The sequence below is a fragment of the Streptomyces sp. NPDC048291 genome (assembly GCF_043201715.1).
GTDB lineage: Bacteria > Actinomycetota > Actinomycetes > Streptomycetales > Streptomycetaceae > Streptomyces.
In genome coordinates this window covers 98,167-117,360 of sequence record NZ_JBICZC010000018.1, presented here as the reverse complement: position 1 = coordinate 117,360, position 19,194 = coordinate 98,167, and the positions used below count along the sequence as shown (strand labels likewise).

Here is a 19,194-nt window from a genome sequence, read left to right as displayed (position 1 = left end):
GAGCCGGCTGATCTCGTCCGGTCGGCAGCCGCTGCCCCTGCCCGTTCTCCCTAGCCACCCACCTTGGCGACGAGCACGCAGGCCTCGTCCTCGCGCTCGCTCTCGCTCTCGCCGAACTCCTCGACCACGGCCCTGACACAGTCCTGGGCGGTGCGCGCCGCCCCGAACCGGGGGGCCAGGCCGAGGAGCGCGCCCAGAGAGTCCGCTCCGCTGTGCCCGGGCACCACGCCGTCGGTGTGCAGCAGGAGCAGATCGCCCGGTTCCAGGGTCACTTCGGCCTGCCCGTAACCGGCTCCCGAGGTGACCCCGAGCAGCACGCCGTCCGGCGCGCTGAGCGCACACCCCGTCCCGCCGCGGAACAGCAGCGGGGCGGGGTGTCCTGCCTGTGCCCAGGTCAGGGTGCGGGTGGCCGGGTGGTAGCGGCAGCAGACGGCGCTGCCCAGCACGGGTTGCACGGTGGCGTCGAGTAACCGGTTCAGCAGGGACATGAGCTGCCCCGGCTGGGTGCCGGCCATCGCCATGCCGCGTACGGCGCCCAGCAGCATCGTCATGCCCGAGGCGACGGCGACGCCGTGTCCGGTGAGGTCACCGACGCTCAGCAGGGTGCCGCCGTCGGGCAGCTCCAGCGCGTCGTACCAGTCGCCGCCCAGCAGGGTTCCGGCCCCGGAGGGCAGGTGGCGGGCGGCGACGTCGAGCGAGCCGGGCCCGCGGCGCGGCAGTCGCAGGGCACCGCGCCCGGGCGGCAGCACGGCCTCCTGGAGTTCGACGGCGAGCCGCTGCTCGGTCTCGGCCCGCCGGCGGTGCCGCTGCATCGTGTCCCGGGACTCGCGCACCGTCCGCTGACTGAGCCGCAGTTCGCTGACGTCGCGCAGCACGGCCCACATGGAGGCGGTGCTGCCGTCGCCGTCGAGCACCGGCTCGCCCATCATGTGGACGGTCCGCACGTTCCCGTCGGGCCGCAGGACGCGGAACTCACCGTCGATCGGCTTGGCGTCGACCAGGCAGTCGGTGACCATCGTGGTCAGCCGGGGCCGGTCCTCGTCCAGCACCAGGGCGGGCAGTTCGTCGAGGGTGAGCGCGGGCGCGGCCGGGTCGTGGCCGAGGATCCGGTAGAGCTCGCCGGACCAACTGGCCTCGTCCGTCAGGAGGTTCCACTCCGCGCTGCCGACCCGGCTGAGCAGCGAGCCCGGGGCGGGCGGGGCGGGGCGGGCAGGCGCCGCGGCCTCCGCACCGGCCGGCAGGGGCGCCGGTCCGTCGCGCAGCTGGGCCAAGTGCTCGTCCAGGTCGTTGAGCTGATGGAGCGCCAGGTCGTAGAGGGCCCGCTGCCAGCGTTCCTCGGAGTCCGAACCCGGACTCCGGGTGTCCCGGCGCACCGCGTCGACATCGCCCTTGAGCCGCCGCGTCTGCGATATCAACGCCTCGACCGAGCCACGCCCGGGCGGCTGGGCGGCGGGGCGGTCCGCGGAGACATGGGACGGCATGACGCACTCCGATGAGGGGACTGAACGGCCAAGGCGGACGGTGGGACCGGTTACGACTGTTGCACAGCCTGCGACGCCCCGTAAGGGATTTGGCAACACACGATACGGTGGTGCTTCTGGCATATGCCAGAGTCTTCATGGCCTGGTCGCCGCCCATGAAAGGTGTACGTGAGCGGAGGTGCAAGTCGTAGTGGGACTACGCGACTTGACGGACTTCGCGAGCAATTCGTGTCGCGCTCGGGCGGTTGTTCGACGCCTCTGTGTTCACAGTGTCGCGGTCTCGGCCAACCACGGCAACTCTGTCCGGATTTCGCGTCATGCGAGGGGCCCTCTCGGAGTCCTACAGGCATGGACATCACTTTCGAGCAACCCGCCCGCGCCCGGCTGATCACCGCCGAGGACGAGGAGGTCCCGGTGCCCGCCACGCTCCGGTACACCTCCGGTGATCCCCTGGCCGTCTTCGTCGACTTCCCGGCCGAGGTCACCCTCGGCGGCGAGGAGGTCACCTGGACCTTCGCCCGCTCGCTGCTCGACCAGGGGCTCAGCGCCCCGGCCGGGCGTGGGGACGTCCACATCTGGCCCTGCGGTCCGGGCCGTACGGCCGTGGAGTTCCACTCGCCGCACGGGCTCGCCCTGCTCCAGTTCGACACCCAGGCGCTGGTCCGGTTCCTGCAGCGCACCCACGAGGTGGTGGCCCCGGGACAGGAAGACGTCGAGGGCGTGGTGGAACGGGGCCTGAGCACGCTGTTCGGGGGCGTGTGAGGCGCACGGGGCGGTACCGACCCGTACTTTGACTCTTGTTCACTCCCGCCTCACCGATCCGGCCCGGAGCCCGCCGACCGCCAGGTGCACTCTGGCGCGCGGTGTGCCGCACGGGCGCACCGGTGACGAGGACGGGGCGAATGACACCGATCAGCCGAAGAGGCTTCGTGGGACTGGGCGCTTCCGTTGCGGCGGGCATGACGGTGGGCGCCGCCGGCCCACGGACCGCGACCGCGGCCCAGAGCACGGCGACCGGCACGATCTCGGACGTCAGGCACGTGGTGATCCTCATGCAGGAGAACCGCAGCTTCGACCACTACTTCGGGCGCCTCAAGGGCGTCCGCGGCTTCGCCGACCGCAGCGGCATCACCCTGAGCGGCGGCTATCCGGTCTTCAACCAGCCCAACGGCACGGGCCGCCAGTACCCGTGGAAGCTCAGCGCCACCCCCGACGCCGGAGGCAAGGACGGCGAGACCCTCGCCCAGTGCAACGGCGACCTCCCGCACTCCTGGTCCTCCCAGCACTCCGCCTGGAACAAGGGCCGCCTCGACAACTGGGTCGCGGGCGTCGGCAACGTGCGCTCCCTCGGCTACCTGGACCGCGCCGACATCCCCTTCCACTACGCGCTCGCCGACAACTACACGATCTGCGACGCCTACTTCTGCTCAACCCTCAGCGCCACCGGCCCCAACCGCACCTACCTGTGGAGCGGCAAGGTCGACTCCGCCAGCTACGACGGCGGCGACGAGTCCGGCCTGACCTGGCAGAACTACGCCGAGGCCCTGCAGAGCGCCGGAGTGACCTGGAAGGTCTACCAGAACGCCCAGGACAACTACGGTGACAACGGCTGCGCCTACTTCAAGAACTTCGCGAACGCCAGAGCGGGCAACCCGCTCTACGACCGGGGCATGTCCTCCGTCCCGGCGGTGACCGGCTCCACCCCCGACGACATCGCCGCCGCGATCAAGGCGGACGTCGTGGCCGGCACCCTCCCGCAGGTCTCCTGGGTGGTCGCCAACCAGGCCTTCTCCGAGCACCCCTACGCCCCGCCCGGCGACGGCGCGCACTTCGTCAACCTGGTATACCAGGCCCTCGCCGCCGACGCGGACGTCTTCGACTCCACCGTCCTGTTCCTCAACTACGACGAGAACGACGGCTACTTCGACCACGTCCCGCCCCCGGCCCCGCCCGCCGGCACGGCCGGTGAGTTCCTGAACGGCGTGCCCTACGGCTTCGGCTTCCGGGTCCCGATGATCGTCATCTCGCCCTGGACCCGCGGCGGCTGGGTCTCCTCCGAGGTCTTCGAGCACACCTCGGTGCTGCGCTTCCTGGAGACCTGGACCACGGCCCTCGGCAAACCCGCCAACTGCCCCAACATCAGCGACTGGCGGCGCGCCGTGAGCGGCGACCTGACCGGCGTCTTCGACTTCGCCAACCCGGTCCACGGCGCCGTCTCCCTGCCCGCGACCGGCGTCATCGGCTACTCCACCTGCGGCCCGCTGCCCAACCCGGTGCCCACCACCAACGCCCTGCCCGCCCAGGAGTCCGGCACCCGCCCGGCCCGCGCGCTGCCCTACCAGCCCAACGGCTACCTGGACCACCTGGAGTTCGGGACCGGCGGCGCCGTCCGCGCCTGGTTCACCATGGCCAACCAGGGCACCGCGGCGACCCGCCCGGCGCATCTCTCCATCCACCCGAACGCCTACCGGGACACCACGCCCTGGCAGTACACGGTCGGCGCCGGCTCCACCGCCTCCGACTACTTCAACATCGGCACCGGGTACGGCGCCGGCAAGTACGACATCACCATGGCCGGCCCCAACCGCTTCCTGCGCCGCTTCCAGGGCGACGCGACCAAGGCCGGCAAGTCGGCCGAGGTGAGCACCCGTTACGCCGTGGAGCCCGGCAGCGGCAAGCTCGCCGTCTGGTTCAAGATGGCCAACACCGGCGCCACGTCCGTGAAGTTCACGATCACCTCGAACAACTACCGCACCGACGGCCCCTGGACGTACACGGTCGCCGCCGGCGCCTCGACCGAGGACTACTTCAACGCCGTCGCGTACCAGGGCGGCTGGTACGACTTCACGGTCACGGTGGACTCCGACGCGACCTGGTCGCGCCGGTTCACCGGCCATCTGGAGACGGGCGCCGCCTCCGTCAGCGGCTGAGGTCCGCGTACAGGTCCGGGCGCGGGGCGAGCTCGACGGTCGTACGGCCGCCGTTCTCCAGCGCCCGGACCCCGGCCTCGGCGACCGCGGAGGAGGCGTAGCCGTCCCAGGCGCCCGGTCCGGTGACCCGGCCCTGCCGGGTGGCGTCCACCCAGGCCTGCACCTCGCGGTCGTAGGCGTCGGCGAACCGCACCAGGTAGTCCTGGGCCACCTCCTCGCGGGCGCCGCCGGCCGCCGTGACCAGCATCGTGTGGTCCTCGCCGATCCGGGCGCTGCCGTTCTCGCACACGGCCTCGCAGCGCACCTGGTAGCCGAAGCCGCAGTTGACGAAGACCTCGACGTCGACGAGGGCGCCGCCGTCGGTCTCGAACAGGACCAGCTGCGGGTCGAGCAGTCCCTCGGGGGCGCCGGAGGAGGGCCTGGGCCGCAGCACGGTCACCGCGGTCAGCTCCTGGCCGAGCAGCCAGCGGGCCGCGTCGATCTCGTGCGACACCGAGCTGTTGATCAGCATGGCGCTGGTGAAACCGGGCGGCGAGGACACGTTGCGGTGGGTGCAGTGCAGCATCAGCGGCCGGCCCAGGCCGCCGCCGTCCAGCAGCGACTTCAGGCGCCCGTACTCGGCGTCGTAGCGGCGCATGAACCCGATCTGCGCCAGCCTGCGTCCGAGCCTCGCCTCTGCCTCCACCACCCGCAGCGCACCGGTGGAGTCCGGCACCATGGGCTTCTCGCACAGCACCGGCAACCCGCGCTCGAAGGACGCGAGCAGGGGCTCCTCGTGCGCCGGGCCGGGGGAGGCGATCAGCACCGCGTCGACCCCCGGAGCGGCCAGGGCGGCCAGCGGATCCGCGTGCACGGACACGCCGTCGAGACCGGCGACCGCCTCCTTGGCGCGGTCGGGGTCCGGGTCGGCCACCGCGGCCACCCGAGCGCCGCTGATCACCTGGTCCAGCCGTCGTATGTGGTCGGCCCCCATGTGTCCGGCACCCAGTACCGCGACGCCCAGCAACTCAGCCACGCCCACACACTCCCTCTCGGCCGACGATCACGTTCCAGAGCCTACGTCGGCCGGGGGAGGGGCTGGTCAGTAGCGCAGCACGCCGGCGATGCCGTTCTCGTCGCCCAGGGTGCCGTCCGGGACGAAGCGGACGTCTGCGCCGGTCTCCAGGCACTGCTCGACGATCTCGTCCACGATGTCGTCGCGGGCGTCGAGGTCGCCGCTCGCGGCCGGCATCAGGTGGTCGCCGTCGTCGCGGACCGTGGTGCGGTAGTTCTCCTCGACGGCGAGCAGCCGGACCCGGCCCTCTCGGGCGTTCTGCCAGACCTCGTCGACACCGGCCGCGAACGTCTTGTGGCCGCGCGCGGACTCCAGTTCCCGGGCCACCGACGCCGTGCTCCGGCGGGACTCAGCCTGGAGGAGCGGGGTGATCGCCTGCCACACGGCCTCCGGGCCGGCATGGGCGAGCCCGCCGTGCTGCACGGGGACGCTGTGCCGGGCGACGTTGCCGAGCTCCTCCCAGAGGGAGAGGGCGGCCTGCTCGCCGGTGACGTACAGCGACCGCGGCTCTTCCCGGAGCAGCGCCGCCATCGCGGTGTTCGCCTCCCGCAGGAAGTGCTTGGTGTCCTCGTCGCGGAAGGTGCTGGGCATGTCGCCGATCTGTTCCCGGCGTTCGGCGTCGAAGTTCTCCTGGCTGCGGTTGAGCGGGAAACCACCGGCCCGGCTCTCGGTCACCCGGTCGGTGCCGCCGTTCCACAGGGTGACGCGGTCGGCGGAGATCGACAGTACCCAGAACGGCCGCTCGGCCGCCTGCGCCGAGACCAGGTTGCGGGTGAGGAAGGTGTCCGAGAGCACCACGCGCTCGGGCACGCTGCGGGCCAGCGACCACACCTGGTGCTCGCCCGGCGCGGCGAAGATCACCAGACCGTCCTCGGTGTACGTCAGGTCGACCTCGGCGAGAGCCTGTTCGAGCTGCCTGACGACATCGGAGCGGCGGTCCCGGGTGACCGCGGGATCGGACTCCAGCTGCTTCTTCGCCTCGGCCACGACATTGCGCAGCCGGACGGAGTCCTGGGCGTTGTCGGGCTCACGACGATGTGTCGGCGTCAGCACGGAGACAGCGGGATAGGGGCGCGGGCGGCGCAGCTCGGCAAGGGTCGAAGGACTGAGTGCGTGCTCCATATCAGCACCATAGGACCGATTCGCCATTGCGGCATTTGGGGTAATTCTCCGGCGCCGCCGGGCCCCGGTCGCGCCGTAACCGTGTTGAGGCCCGGCGGCCGGTGACGGCGGGCCGGACGGCCCGTTACCGTACCCGGCAGTAACCGGATCGCGCCCCAGGAGGCCCCCATGCCGCAGCTCGAAGTCGACGGAGCGGCACTGACGTACGACGACGAGGGCCCCCGCGACGGAAGCGCCGCGCCCCTGGTGTTCATCCACGGCTGGACCGCGAACCGGCACCGCTGGGACCACCAGATGGCGCACTTCGGCGGAGAGCGCCGGGTGATCCGGCTCGACCTGCGGGGCCACGGCGAGAGCACCGGGGCCGGCGTGCGGACGGTCGCCGAACTCGTCCAGGACGTGGTCGCGCTCCTCGACCACCTGGAGGTGGACCGTTTCGTCCCTGTCGGGCACTCCATGGGCGGCATGATCTCCCAGACCCTCGCGCTGGCCCACCCCGAGCGGGTCGAGCGGATGGTCCTGGTCAACTCCATCGGGCGGATGACGTACAGCCGCGGCCGTGGGCTGCTGATGGCGGCCTCGACGCTCGTGCCGTTCAAGCTGTTCGTCGCCGCCAACATCCAGCGCGCCTTCGCCCCGGGCTACCCGCGCGAGCAGATCCGGGAGTACGTCCGGGCGTCCGCCGGCACCCCGCGCGAGGTCGTCATGACGCTGTACGGCGCCATGCGGGCCTTCGACGTCCTCGACCGGGCCGGTGAGATCACCGCGCCCACCCTGATGGTGCACGGCTACCACGACATCCAGCTGCCGGTGGGGCAGATGCTGCGGATGGCGAAGGCCTACCCGGACGCCGAGGTCCGGATCATCGACGCGGGCCACGAGCTGCCGGTGGAGCGGCCGGCCGAGCTGACGGCGGTGCTGGACCGGTTCCTGACCCCGGCCGCGTAGCGCGAACCCGCGACAGCACCAGGTGACCGGCGCCCGGCGAAAGCCGCGGCGCCGACCCGTTTGGCGAACTTTTTGCGCTTGGCCTGTTAGGGGCGGACAGGGCCCGGTGCGAGGCGGGATTGCGGGCCTCGCGCGGGCAAAACGCGTCCGAAAGTGGGGGTGGGGTACTCCGTTCGTGTTACAGCCAGGTTGACCGGCCGAGGTCCCGGGCGCACGCTCGCTATATAGGTGCTGAATACAAGTGGTTCGCTCGGGCAATTGCCTCCACCGCGGAACCGCAGGTGGCGCGCATGCCCCGGCTGACCGGCAGCAGGAGGTAGCACATGTGTGGCATCACCGGCTGGGTCTCCTTCGACCGTGACCTCACCACCGAGCAGCGCGCATTGGATGCAATGACGGAGACCATGGCCTGCCGCGGCCCCGACGACCGGGGCACCTGGAGCGAGGGCCCCGCCGCCCTGGGGCACCGCCGGCTCGCGATCATCGACCTGCCCGGCGGCCGGCAGCCGATGAGCGTCCGCACCCCGGACGGCACCGTCGTGATGGTCTACTCGGGCGAGGCCTACAACTTCACCGAGCTGCGCCGCGAACTCGCCGCCCGCGGACACGAGTTCACCACCGACTCGGACACCGAGGTGGTGCTCCGCGGCTATGTGGAGTGGGGCGACTCGGTCGCCGAGCGGCTCAACGGCATGTACGCCTTCGCGGTCTGGGACGGCCGCCACGACAAGCTCGTGATGATCCGCGACCGCATGGGCATCAAGCCCTTCTACATGTACCCGACCCCGGACGGCGTCCTGTTCGGCTCCGAGCCCAAGGCGATCCTGGCCAACCCGCTGGTCCGCCCCCGGGTCGGCCTGGACGGCCTGCGCGAGCTGTTCACCATGGTGAAGACCCCCGGGCACGCCGTGTGGGACGGCATGCGCGAGGTGGAACCCGGCACCGTGGTCACCGTCGACCGCCGCGGCCTGCGCACCCGCGCCTACTGGCGGCTGGAGACCCGCCCGCACCCCGACGACCGCGACACCACCGTCGCCACCGTCCGTGAACTCCTCGACGACATCGTGCGCCGCCAGCTGGTGGCCGACGTGCCCCGCTGCACCCTGCTCTCCGGCGGCCTCGACTCCTCCGCCATGACCGCCATCGCGGCCCGGCAGCTCGCCGCGCAGGGCGAGAAGGTCCGCAGCTTCGCCGTCGACTTCGTCGGCCGGACCGACAACTTCGTCGCCGACGAACTGCGCTCCACCCCCGACACGCCCTTCGTGCACGACGTGGCCCGGCTGGCCCGCACCGACCACCAGGACATCGTCCTCGACGTGGCCAGCCTCGCCGACCCCGCGGTCCGCGAGCGGGTGATCAGGGCGCGCGACCTGCCGGCCGGCTTCGGCGACATGGACACCTCGCTCCTGCTGCTCTTCCGGGCCGTCCGCGACCAGTCCACCGTCGCGCTGTCCGGCGAGTCCGCCGACGAGGTGTTCGGCGGCTACCTGCAGTTCTTCGACGAGGGGGCCCGCACCGCCGACACCTTCCCCTGGCTCTTCCAGTTCGCCCGCCACTTCGGCGACGACGCCGGCGTCCTGCGCGCGGACCTCGCCAAGTCCCTCGACCTGGAGCACTACATCGCCGACGCCTACCACTCGGCCCTCACCGGCATCGAACGCCTGGACGGCGAGAGCGACTTCGAGTACCGGATGCGGCGCATGAGCTACCTGCACCTCACCCGCTTCGTCCGTATCCTGCTCGACCGCAAGGACCGCACGAGCATGGCCGTGGGCCTGGAGGTCCGGGTGCCGTTCTGCGACCACCGGCTCGTCGAGTACGTCTACAACGCGCCCTGGGCCCTCAAGTCCTTCGACGGCCGAGAGAAGACCCTGCTCCGCGAGGCCACCCGGGACGTCCTCCCGCAGTCCGTGTACGACCGGGTCAAGAGCCCCTACCCCTCCACCCAGGACCCGGAGTACGGCCGCGCCCTCCAGGAGCAGGTCAAGGACCTGGTGGCCCGGCCCGACCACCGGGTCTTCGACATCGTCGACCGCGACAGGGCCGACCGGGCGGCCCACCAGGCCGAGCTGAGCACCCAGGCCGACCGGCGCGGCCTGGAACGCACCCTCGACCTGGCCCACTGGATCGACCTCTATGAGCCGGAACTCACCCTGTCCTGAGCCCTGAGCCCTGAGCCCTGAGCCCTGAGTTCGAGACCCGGGGGGGCTCAGCCCGGCGAGTCGGCGACCGTGCCGCGGTCACCGTCCGCCGGGCAGGAGCTGCCGTCGGGTGGCAGCGTGCCGTACAGCAGGAAGTCGTCGACCTTGCCGTGCACGCACGTGGACGACGTGTACCCGGTGTGCCCGTCACCCCTGTTGTCCAGCACCACGGCCGAAGGACCGAGCCGCCGCGCCGTCTCGACCGTCCAGCTGTACGGCGTCGCCGGGTCGCCGCGGGTGCCCACGAGCAGCATCCGCGCGGAGGGCACGTCCTTCACCTTCTCGCGGATGAAGTCCGTACCGCGCGGCCGGCCGTAGCAGAGCAGCACCTGCGTCAGCCGGAACCGGCCGAACACCGGGGACGCCCGCTGGTACTCCTTGTCCAGCCGGGCGACATCCCGGGTGAGCCGCGAGGCGCTCGGCCGGTCCGGGTCGTCGGCGCAGTTGATGGCCATCAGCGCCGCCGACAGGTTGTCCACGGGGATGTCCGCGCTGTCCACGAGCCCGCCGGCCGGCCGGTGCCCGTGCGGCAACGCGGAGCCGCCGGACGCGACGTTCTGCACTCCCCGGGTGTCCCCGTCCTCGATCAGCGAGGCCAGTGCCCGCTCCAGCACCGGCCACAGCTCCTTGCCGTAGAGCCCCTGCCCGAGGGCGCCCACGAGGTCCTGGCCGGTGAACGGGCCGCCGAAGTCGGAGGGCACCGGGTCCTGGTCGAGGGAGCGCACCAGCTTCACGACCGCCTCGCCCGCCTTGCGCCGGTCCTGCCCGAACGGGCACCCCAGACCGGCGACGCACCAGTCCAGGAAGTCGTCCAGCGCCGTCTGCTGCCCCCGGGCCCCGGCCACCCCCTGCTCGGCCAGCGACTCGGTCAGCGTGTCCATGCCGTCCAGCGCCATCCGGCCCACGTTGTGCGGGAACTGCGCCGAGTACACCGCGCCGAGCCTGGTGCCGTAGGAGAAGCCCAGGTAGTTGAGCTTCTTGTCGCCGAGCGCCTGGCGGATGACGTCCAGGTCCCGGGCGGCGTTCACGGTGCCTATGTGGGACAGCACGGGGCCGGAATTCCTGGTGCACCGCACCGTGAGCTGCTTCAGCTCCTTCATCAGGGCCTCCGGACGCGCGATGTCGGGCGGCTCGTCGGCGCTCGCGCCGTCGCCGTCCGAGGTGCCGCCGATGCCGTCGCCGCAGCTGACGGGGGAGGAGCGGCCGACCCCGCGCGGGTCGAAGCCGACCACGTCGTAGCCGTTGGTCAGGCCCATGAACTTCTTGCCGTCCTGGCCGAGCTGGCTGACGCCCGAGCCGCCCGGGCCGCCGAAGTTCAGCAGCACCGAGCCCTGCGACTTCCCGGTCGCCCGGTAGCGGGACAGCGCCAGATCGAGGGTGCCGGCGGCCGGACGCGCGTAGTCGAGGGGGACGGTCACCTTGGCGCACTGCATGTCCTTGGGCAGCGCGTCGTCCCGGCACGCCGTCCACCTGGCGTGCTGCCGGTAGAACCGGGTCAGGTCCGGCTGGTCCCCGCCGGCGGCTGCCGTGGTCGCGGGCAGCCCGGCGCCCAGCAGCGCCAGCGCTGCGGCGCCGGCGCCGGAACAGCGCCGCAGGGCGGGCCGGGTACGGGGCACGGCAGGCATCGAGGGCCTCCAGGGACGCTCCGTGGCGGACCGGACACAGGGCTTTCGCTCACCATAGGCGGGCTCCGCGGGGCCCGCCTCCCGGCGAGCGTGGCGGACCGGGGGCCTTGTCCTCCGCACCGTCCTCCGCACCCCTCGCGCGAACATCCCCTTTCAATGCCCTTGCATACTTTTGCCGACGGTTCGACCTAGGTGTCACTCGATGGGGCGAAATGTTGATAAGCCATAACTCGCATGGGTCGTCTGCGTTTTAACCGTTGCGGGCGAGCGCCCGCAATCATGTCTGGAAGGCAGGGAACCTATGAAACGGGTTACCCGAAACGGTGTGATCGCCGTCGCTGCCGCCTCCGGTGCGATGGCCATGGCGGTTCCGGCCTGGGCCGACGCGAGCGCGGACGGTACTGCGGCCGGTTCACCCGGGGTGGTGTCCGGCAACGGTATCCAGTTGCCGGTCGACCTCCCGGTGAACGTGTGCGGGAACACCGTGAACGTGGTGGGGCTGCTGAACCCGGCGGCCGGCAACACCTGCGTGAACGAGGGCGGCGGCGACGCCACCGACAGCGCGCCCGGCGGCTCGGCCACGTCCGGCGGCGCGTCCGCGCAGGGCGCCGAGGAGGGCTCGCCCGGGGTGGTGTCCGGCAACGGTATCCAGTTGCCGGTCGACCTCCCGGTGAACGTCAGCGGCAACAGCGTCGACGTGGTCGGCGTCCTGAACCCGAGCACCGGCAACACCTCGGTGAACACCTCCGGCGACCAGCCGAGCCCGCCGAAGACCACCACCCCGGAGCCGCCCACCGTCAAGCCGCCGGCCCCGCCGAAGAGCCGCCACGAGCCCGAGGTGCCGGACCCCGTCGCGCCGCCGGCCCAGGCGACCCTCGCCCACACCGGCACGGACCTCACCGGCGCCGCCGTGGCGGGCAGCGCAGCACTGCTGCTCACCGGGACCGCCCTGCACCGGCGCTTCCGCCCGGGCCGGACGCGCTGACCGGCCGACGTGATACCGGAGCGGGCTGACGCACCGCGCATCGGCAGGCCCCACCGGACCCGACCGGTGGGGCCTCCGCCGTTCCCGCGGGTCGCCCGGCGCCGAGCGGCCGACCGGTGGACCGGTGGACCGGTGGACCGCCGGACGGGCGGACCGATCGGTCCGGCGTCCGGAACCGTACGCGGCACGTCGACGGCTTGATCCCGTCGTGGCACGGTGCCCGGTGATCGGGAAGGATGCTGCGGGCGCGCGGCGCCGGTCGCCGCGCGGTCGGACCCCGTTACGGAATGGAGCGCATCGATGACCTCTCCGGCCCCCCAGGACCTCGTGGTCACCCGGGCCACCCCCGACGACTGGCCGGTGATCGTCGGCTGGGCGGCCGACGAGGGCTGGAACCCCGGGCTGTCGGACACCGCCGCCTTCTTCGCCCAGGACCCCGACGGGTTCTTCGTCGGCCGCATCGACGGTGAACCGGTGTCGGCCATCTCCGTCGTCAATCACGGCGCCGACTACGCCTTCCTGGGCTGGTACCTGGTCCGCCCCGACCTGCGCGGTCAGGGCCACGGGCTCACCACCTGGAAGACCGCACTCGCCCACGCCGGCAACCGCACCGTCGGCTTGGACGGCGTGGTGGCCCAGCAGGACAACTACCGCCAGTCCGGGTTCGAACTCGCCTACCGCACCGCCCGGTTCGTGGGGGAGGCCCCCGCCGCCGAGACCCCGGCCGGCGTCCGGCCCGCCCGCGCCGCCGACCTGGCCGCCGTCACTGCGTACGACAGCGCCTGCTGCCCGGCCGACCGGCCGCGCTTCGTGGCCGCGTGGCTGACCGGCGCCGGGCACCGGGCGTTCGTCCGCCACGACGGCGACCGCCTCACCGGTTACGGCGTGATCCGCCCCGGCCGCGACACCCTGCGGATCGGTCCCCTCTTCGCCGACACCGCCGAGGACGCCCGCGCCCTGTTCACGGCGCTCACCGCCGAGGCGGCGGGTCACCAGGTCGCCATCGACGTACCCGGGACCAGCACGGCGGGCATCGCCCTCGCCGAAGCGGCCGGCTTCGCCCCCTCGTTCGAGACCGCCCGCATGTACACCGGCCCGGTCCGCGACCACGCCCGCGAGCGGGTCTTCGGGGTCACGACGCTCGAACTGGGCTGACCGCCGGCCCCCGGACCCCCGGCCGCCACCGGGTAATTCTGTTGCCGCCGTCGTGCCCGGATGGTGGAGTGCCGGGATGGATCACAGAACCGTGCTCGCCCTGTACGACCGCGACATGCGCGAAGGCGCCCGGCCCGACGGGCCGGGCGCCCGGATCGAGCGCGTGGGGGCGGTGGTGCGCCAGGTCGCGGACGCCGAGGGGTGGAGCGGCGTCCTCTGGTCGGACCTGGACGAGGCGACCGCCGATCGTGCGATCGCCGAGCAGGTCGACTTCTTCGCCGCCCAGGGGCGGGAGTTCGAGTGGAAGGTCTACGGCCACGACCGGCCCTCGGACCTCGGCGACCGGCTGGCCGCTGCCGGGTTCGGCGCGGAGCCGCAGGAGACGCTGATGATCGGCGAGGTCGCCCGGCTGACCCTCGACACGAGGCTGCCGGACGGCGTACGCGTGGTGCCCGCCACGGACCGGGCGGGCATCGAACTCGTGGTGGACGTGCACGAGAAGGCGTTCGGCACCGACGGTTCACCGCTCCGGCACCAGCTGCTGACGCGGCTCGCCGAGCAGCCCGACACCATGGTCGCGCTGGTCGCGCTCGCCGGGGACGAACCGGTCAGCGCCGCCCGGGTCGAGCTGGTGCCCGGGGCGAGGTTCGCCGGGCTGTGGGGCGGCGGCACGGTGGCCAAGTGGCGCGGACGCGGCGTGTACCGCGCGCTCGTCGCCCACCGGGCGCGGGTCGCCGCCGCGCACGGCTGCCGGTACCTCCAGGTGGACGCGTTGCCGACGAGCCGGCCGATCCTCGAGCGGCTGGGCTTCCACGCCCTGAGCACGACCACCCCGTACATCTCTCCGAAGTAGGCGGCAGGCGGGATCGGCCGGGCGCCGGGCGCGCCCGCGCGGCGGGACCGCACCGACCGGTGCGGTCCCGCCGCGTCCGAGGCGCGCTCAGGTCACCGGCGCGCCTTGCTGCGGTCCAGTGCCGCGATGCCCAGCGCCGCCAGGGCGATCTGGATGAACCACTCGATCCAGTCGGGGCCCTTGGTGTCGGCCACGCCGAAGCCCGCCGCGAGCGCCGAACCCAGCAGTGCCGCCACGATGCCGACGACGATGGTCCACAGGACACCGATGTGCTGGCGGCCGGGGACGACCAGGCGCCCCAGCACACCGATGATGAGTCCGATGATGATGGCGCTGATGATGCCCGAGATCTCCATATCCGCCCCTCTTGGTCGGTACCCCGCTGCAGTCCAATCTGCCCGCTGAATCCGGCGGCAGTCCCGTCCGGTTGTTACAGCGGTTTTCTGTTCATCGACCGGACATGCCATGTACCTTTCAATGAGTCGACGCGTGTAGAAATCTCAAGCACGTTCTACGCGCGCAGAGTTGGCGCCCGCACCGCCTCTACCCCACCCCCTCACGGAGGTTCGCCGGATGCTTGGATCCAGCAGATCCCGCCACAGACTCACCACCGCCCTGGCCGGGTTCGGACTGCTCGTCACAGGAGCCGCCCTCCAGGTCGGCACTGCCGCGGCCCCCGCCCACGCGGCCACCACCTACCGCGTCCTGTTCGACGACGGCCACGCCGAGGAGGCCGGGAACGCGGACTGGATCATCTCCACCAGCAAGCCCGACCCGCTCGCCCAGGACTCCTCCCCGTCCTCGGAGACCGACTGGACCGGCGCGCTCTCCTCGTGGGGCGTGGCCCTCCAGAAGACCGGCAGCTACAGCATGAAGACCGCGACCAGCGCGCTCACCTACGGCGGCTCGTCGACGACCGACCTGTCGAACTTCGACGCGCTGGTGCTGCCCGAGCCGAACACGCTGTTCACGACCGCCGAGAAGACGGCGATCATGAACTTCGTGAAGAACGGCGGCGGTCTCTTCATGGTCTCGGACCACACCGGGGCCGACCGCAACAACGACGGCGAGGACGCCGTCGAGATCCTCAACGACCTGATGACGAACAACAGCGTCGACTCGACCGACCCGTTCGGCTTCTCGATCGACTCGCTCGACATCAGCTCCGGCTACCCGGCCGCGATCAGCGACAGCAGCGACCCCGTGCTGAACGGCTCCTTCGGCACCGTCACCAAGAGCCTGATCGCGGACGGCACCACCGCCACCCTGAAGCCCTCCGACAACTCCGCCGTCAAGGGCCTCGTCTACCGCAGCGGTTACTCCGGCAACACCGGCGCCTTCTTCGCGACCAGCACCTTCGGCAGCGGCCGGGTCGCGTTCTGGGGCGACAGCTCGCCCATCGACGACGGCACCGGCCAGTCCGGCAACACGCTGTACGACGGCTGGAACGACACCGGCGCCACCAACGCGGCCCTCGCCCTCAACGCCACCGCCTGGCTCACCGGCGCGTCCAGCGGCAGCAGCGGCGGCGGAGGGGGTGGCGGCGGCACCTGCACCTCCGCCCAGCTCCTCGGCAACCCCGGCTTCGAGTCCGGCAACACCACCTGGACCGCCAGCAGCGGGGTCATCACCAACTCCAGCAGCGAGGCGGCCCGCACCGGCTCCTACAAGGCCTGGCTCGACGGCTACGGCTCCGCGCACACCGACACGCTGTCCCAGTCGGTGACCATTCCCTCCGGCTGCTCCGCGACGCTCAGCTTCTATCTGCACATCGACACCGCGGAGACCACCACCAGCACCGCCTACGACAAGCTGACGGTCACCGCCGGATCCACCACCCTGGCCACGTACTCCAACCTCAACGCGGCCTCCGGATACGTCCTCAAGAGCTTCGACGTCTCCTCCCTGGCCGGCACCACGGCCACCATCAAGTTCACCGGTGTCGAGGGCTCGACCCTCCAGACGTCCTTCGTCGTCGACGACACCGCGCTCAACGTGAGCTGAGCGGGACGGACGGTTCCGGCGGGCCCGCCGGAACCGTCCGCTCCACCGCGTTCCAGCCGGAGACCCGCACCTGGGGTGTGGCGCCGTGCAGGTCCGACGTCCGGTAGGTCGCCGTCAGCGTCGTGGACTCGCCCGGCCACAGGCTGACCTCGTTGTCCGACCACCGGACCGGCAGCACGGGCTTGCCGTTGGCGTCGACCAGATGGACGTCCGTTAGAAGCGCAGGCGTCTTCCCGGTGCCCGCGTTGCGGACGGTGACCGTGGTGGTCGAGGTGCCGTCGGCGTCCGTCGTCGAGGCCGTCGCCGTGACCGGTACCTGGGCCATCGAGGACAGCCCGGTCAGGTCGGCGTAGCTCGTCGTCGGCGTGTGCCACCAGTCGGTCTTCGCCCAGTCGAGGGTGTCGGACTTGGTCGAGAGCCAGTAGACGTTGCGGCTCACCTCCCTGCCGGCGGCGTCGGTGAGGACAAGCCGCGCCAGGTAGGTGGACGCCAGCCCGGACACCGACGCCGGCAGGGTAAGCGCGGTACTGTGCGCGCCGTCGCCCTGGACCGAGACACCGGTGACGGTCTTGTCGTACTTCTGGGTGCCGTCGGGGTTGAAGAGGGTGGCCCGTGCGGTGAGCCCGGAGACCGGCGTGTGCCGGTTGTTCACCACGGCCACCGAGCGGTCGTCGTAGGAGTACTGGACGTGCAGCGGCTCGTTGGCCTTCTGCGCGCCGAAGTAGGCGCCGCCCTGGTCGAGGTAACGGTCCATCAGCTGCCAGTGCAGGGACGTCCAGCCGCTGTTGAACATCCAGTAGACCACCCCGGTCGACGGCTTCGAGGCGTCGGTCTGGTTGCGCTCGTACGCCTCGTACTGGGCGCGGACGTTCTCGTACTGGGCGAGCTGGGCCTTCCTGACGTAGTCGGCGAGGCTCTTCGGGGCGCCGTAGCGGCCGGTGAGGGCGGTGTCGTAGACCTTCAGGGTGCCGAAGGTCGCGGACGGCGAGCGGTGGTACTGCTTGGCGTCCGGGTTCTTCCAGAGGGTGTCGAGTTCGGCCGGGGTCATCATCCGGCGCAGGGTGTCGAGGGTGGGGATGTCGGGGCCCGCGCTGGTCTCCGAGTTGAAGCCGGTGGCGCCGCCCTCGCGCTTGGCGTACCAGTAGCCCGGCGGCACCCAGTCGTAGGGGCCGGTCATCTTCATGCCCGAACTGCCCAGCTGGGGAGCCGACTTGTCCGACGCGGCGGGAACCACCGGGACCGCCCAGTCGGCGGCGTTCAGGGCGTCCAGATAGTTCTTCTCGATCGTCGCGTCGGGCGCTGCGTCGCTGCCGATCAGGAAGGAGACCACGCTCGGGTGGTCCCGCAGCCGGGCGGCCTCGGCGGCCATCGAGGTCTGGGCGACCTGGTAGTCGGCGGCGGTCCACTTCTCGCCGCTCTCACCGGGGTTGGTCTGCCCCTCCCACTTGTCGCAGCACTCCCATCCGGGCAGCGTGAGGACGCCGAGGCGGTCGGCGAGGTCGAAGAACTCGTCGGGCTCGATGTGGCCTTCCAGCCGGATGGCGTTGAGGCCCAGGTCGAGGGCGTACTTCAGGCGGTCCTCGGCATAGCCGCGGTCCCAGCGCAGGAACTCGTCCGGTGACCAGCCGCCGCCCTTGACCAGCAGCCGGCGGCCGTTGATCGAGTACTGGCGGGCGCCGTCGGAGTTCAGCGGAGCCTTGACGTCCCGGATGCCGAAGCTCTCGTGCGCGGTGTCCGAGGCCGCGCCGGCGACGGACGCGGTGAGGCCGAGGTCGTAGAGCGGCTGGCCGCCCATGCCCGCGGGCCACCACACCTCGGGGGAGGTGAGGTGCAGACCGGGGGTGTCGTCGGGGGAGAAGGTGACGGTCCTGGTCTGGTGGGCCGCCAGCTCGACCGACCTGGTGAGGGGAACCCCGGCGACGGTGCCGGAGACCTCGGCGGTGACCGGCGCGTCCGAGTCGTTGCGGGCCTGTGCCTTGACCGTCAGGTCGGCCGTCGCGAGGGACGGCACCGCGAGCTTCGTGACCACGTGCGCGTCGCGCAGCGCGACCGGGCCGCCGCGCCGGACCAGGACGTCCCGGACGATGCCCATGTTCTGGTCGGGCGGCGGCTGGAGCCAGTCGAGCCAGCCCATGGTGAGGTTCTTGTTCGGGTTGTTGGGCTGGATGCGGAAGGCGACCGTGTTGGTGCCGGACTTCACGAGCGAGGTGACGTCCAGTTCGTGCCGGGTGTACGCGCCGGTGACGTCGGCGGCGGTCGCGACCTGACGGCCGTTCACATACACGTCGGCCGCCGAGATCACCCCGCTGAAGTCCAGGTAGGTGCGCTGTGCGGGGTCGGCCACCGTGAAGTCGCTGCGGTACCACCAGGGCACCTGGAAGGGCGCCTTGGGGATCTTCTGGAGGTTGGTGGAGACGAACGGGTCGTCGTAGACGCCGTCGGCGAGGAGTGCGGCCAGGACCGTGGAGCGGGGCCCCGCCGGATACCAGCCCTGCGTCGGGTAGCCGGGGGAGGAGACCGCCGCCGCGGAGTCGCCCACGTCGGCCGTGGACCGGATCGCGTAGCCCGACAGCGGCGTCTCGGACCCGGCGGCGGACGGCACACGGGTGATCCGGCCGGGCCCGTGGGCCGGGTCGCGGGCCCCGGCCCAGGCGCTGGTGTTGAGTGAGCAGAGCAGTCCCAGGGCCACGGCGGCCGTGGCGAGGCGGTGTCCGGGGGCACGGCGAGGGAACACGATGGTCTCCAGGCTCGTAAAGTTAGGAAACTTTACTAACCCGGCTCAAGCTAGGGTGCCACGGAGGCGGTGTCAATCACCGTGGGGCCCTGGCGAGTTGGC

14 protein-coding genes are annotated in these 19,194 nt (G+C 71.7%); 8 read left to right on the top strand and 6 right to left on the bottom strand.

Features of this window, described 5'->3' with window-relative positions; translation table 11 throughout:
• Positions 1–50 precede the first annotated feature (50 nt).
• Positions 51–1,481, bottom strand: a complete 1,431-nt coding sequence (locus ACGF5O_RS41305; protein ID WP_393815080.1) for a PP2C family protein-serine/threonine phosphatase — start codon at positions 1,479–1,481, stop codon at positions 51–53.
• A 348-nt stretch (positions 1,482–1,829) separates the two neighbouring features.
• Between ACGF5O_RS41305 and ACGF5O_RS41300 the strand changes: the two genes are divergently transcribed.
• Complete coding sequence (locus tag ACGF5O_RS41300; protein ID WP_393815079.1) at positions 1,830–2,243, top strand: SsgA family sporulation/cell division regulator; 414 nt, start codon at positions 1,830–1,832, stop codon at positions 2,241–2,243.
• 140 nt (positions 2,244–2,383) lie between these two features.
• A complete protein-coding gene (locus ACGF5O_RS41295; RefSeq protein WP_393815078.1) occupies positions 2,384–4,411 on the top strand; it encodes a phosphocholine-specific phospholipase C in 2,028 nt (675 codons plus the stop codon).
• Here ACGF5O_RS41295 and ACGF5O_RS41290 read toward each other — a convergent pair.
• Positions 4,401–5,426, bottom strand: a complete 1,026-nt coding sequence (locus ACGF5O_RS41290; protein WP_393815077.1) for a Gfo/Idh/MocA family protein — start codon at positions 5,424–5,426, stop codon at positions 4,401–4,403. The two genes, ACGF5O_RS41295 and ACGF5O_RS41290, sit on opposite strands and share 11 nt — an antisense overlap.
• Before the next feature lie 66 nt (positions 5,427–5,492).
• Entirely contained in the window at positions 5,493–6,587 is a 1,095-nt protein-coding gene (locus ACGF5O_RS41285; protein ID WP_393815076.1) for a chemotaxis protein, read from the bottom strand.
• Between the two features lie 168 nt (positions 6,588–6,755).
• Here ACGF5O_RS41285 and ACGF5O_RS41280 point away from each other — a divergent pair, with 168 nt between their 5' ends.
• Both ACGF5O_RS41280 and asnB read left to right on the top strand, forming a co-directional pair.
• A complete protein-coding gene (locus tag ACGF5O_RS41280; RefSeq protein WP_393815075.1) occupies positions 6,756–7,535 on the top strand; it encodes an alpha/beta fold hydrolase in 780 nt (259 codons plus the stop codon).
• Between the two features lie 323 nt (positions 7,536–7,858).
• Entirely contained in the window at positions 7,859–9,697 is a 1,839-nt protein-coding gene (gene asnB, locus ACGF5O_RS41275; protein WP_393815074.1) for an asparagine synthase (glutamine-hydrolyzing), read from the top strand.
• A gap of 47 nt (positions 9,698–9,744) precedes the next feature.
• On the opposite strand, the gene ACGF5O_RS41270 is transcribed toward asnB, so the two are convergent.
• Positions 9,745–11,361, bottom strand: coding sequence for an alpha/beta hydrolase (locus ACGF5O_RS41270; RefSeq protein WP_393815073.1), 1,617 nt, complete (start codon positions 11,359–11,361; stop codon positions 9,745–9,747).
• Positions 11,362–11,686: 325 nt separating this feature from the next.
• Here ACGF5O_RS41270 and ACGF5O_RS41265 point away from each other — a divergent pair, with 325 nt between their 5' ends.
• The 3 genes from ACGF5O_RS41265 to ACGF5O_RS41255 all read left to right on the top strand — a co-directional run bounded on the left by ACGF5O_RS41265 (position 11,687) and on the right by ACGF5O_RS41255 (position 14,354).
• Entirely contained in the window at positions 11,687–12,346 is a 660-nt protein-coding gene (locus ACGF5O_RS41265; protein WP_393815072.1) for a chaplin, read from the top strand.
• Between the two features lie 300 nt (positions 12,347–12,646).
• Positions 12,647–13,501: a GNAT family N-acetyltransferase gene (locus ACGF5O_RS41260; RefSeq protein ID WP_393815071.1), complete on the top strand. Its 855-nt coding sequence runs from the start codon at positions 12,647–12,649 to the stop codon at positions 13,499–13,501.
• 76 nt (positions 13,502–13,577) lie between these two features.
• The gene (locus ACGF5O_RS41255; protein WP_393815070.1) at positions 13,578–14,354 is read left to right on the top strand and encodes a GNAT family N-acetyltransferase; all 777 of its coding nucleotides are present in this window, start codon (positions 13,578–13,580) and stop codon (positions 14,352–14,354) included.
• A 92-nt stretch (positions 14,355–14,446) separates the two neighbouring features.
• Here the strand turns inward: ACGF5O_RS41255 and ACGF5O_RS41250 are convergent, their stop codons facing one another.
• On the bottom strand, positions 14,447–14,710 hold the full coding sequence (locus tag ACGF5O_RS41250) for a GlsB/YeaQ/YmgE family stress response membrane protein (RefSeq protein ID WP_362587568.1): 264 nt from the start codon (positions 14,708–14,710) through the stop codon (positions 14,447–14,449).
• Positions 14,711–14,927: 217 nt separating this feature from the next.
• Between ACGF5O_RS41250 and ACGF5O_RS41245 the strand changes: the two genes are divergently transcribed.
• A complete protein-coding gene (locus ACGF5O_RS41245) occupies positions 14,928–16,358 on the top strand; it encodes a hydrolase (protein WP_393815069.1) in 1,431 nt (476 codons plus the stop codon).
• Here the strand turns inward: ACGF5O_RS41245 and ACGF5O_RS41240 are convergent.
• Positions 16,345–19,092, bottom strand: a complete 2,748-nt coding sequence (locus ACGF5O_RS41240) for an exo-beta-D-glucosaminidase (protein WP_393815068.1) — start codon at positions 19,090–19,092, stop codon at positions 16,345–16,347. The genes ACGF5O_RS41245 and ACGF5O_RS41240 overlap by 14 nt on opposite strands.
• Positions 19,093–19,194: the final 102 nt, after the last annotated feature.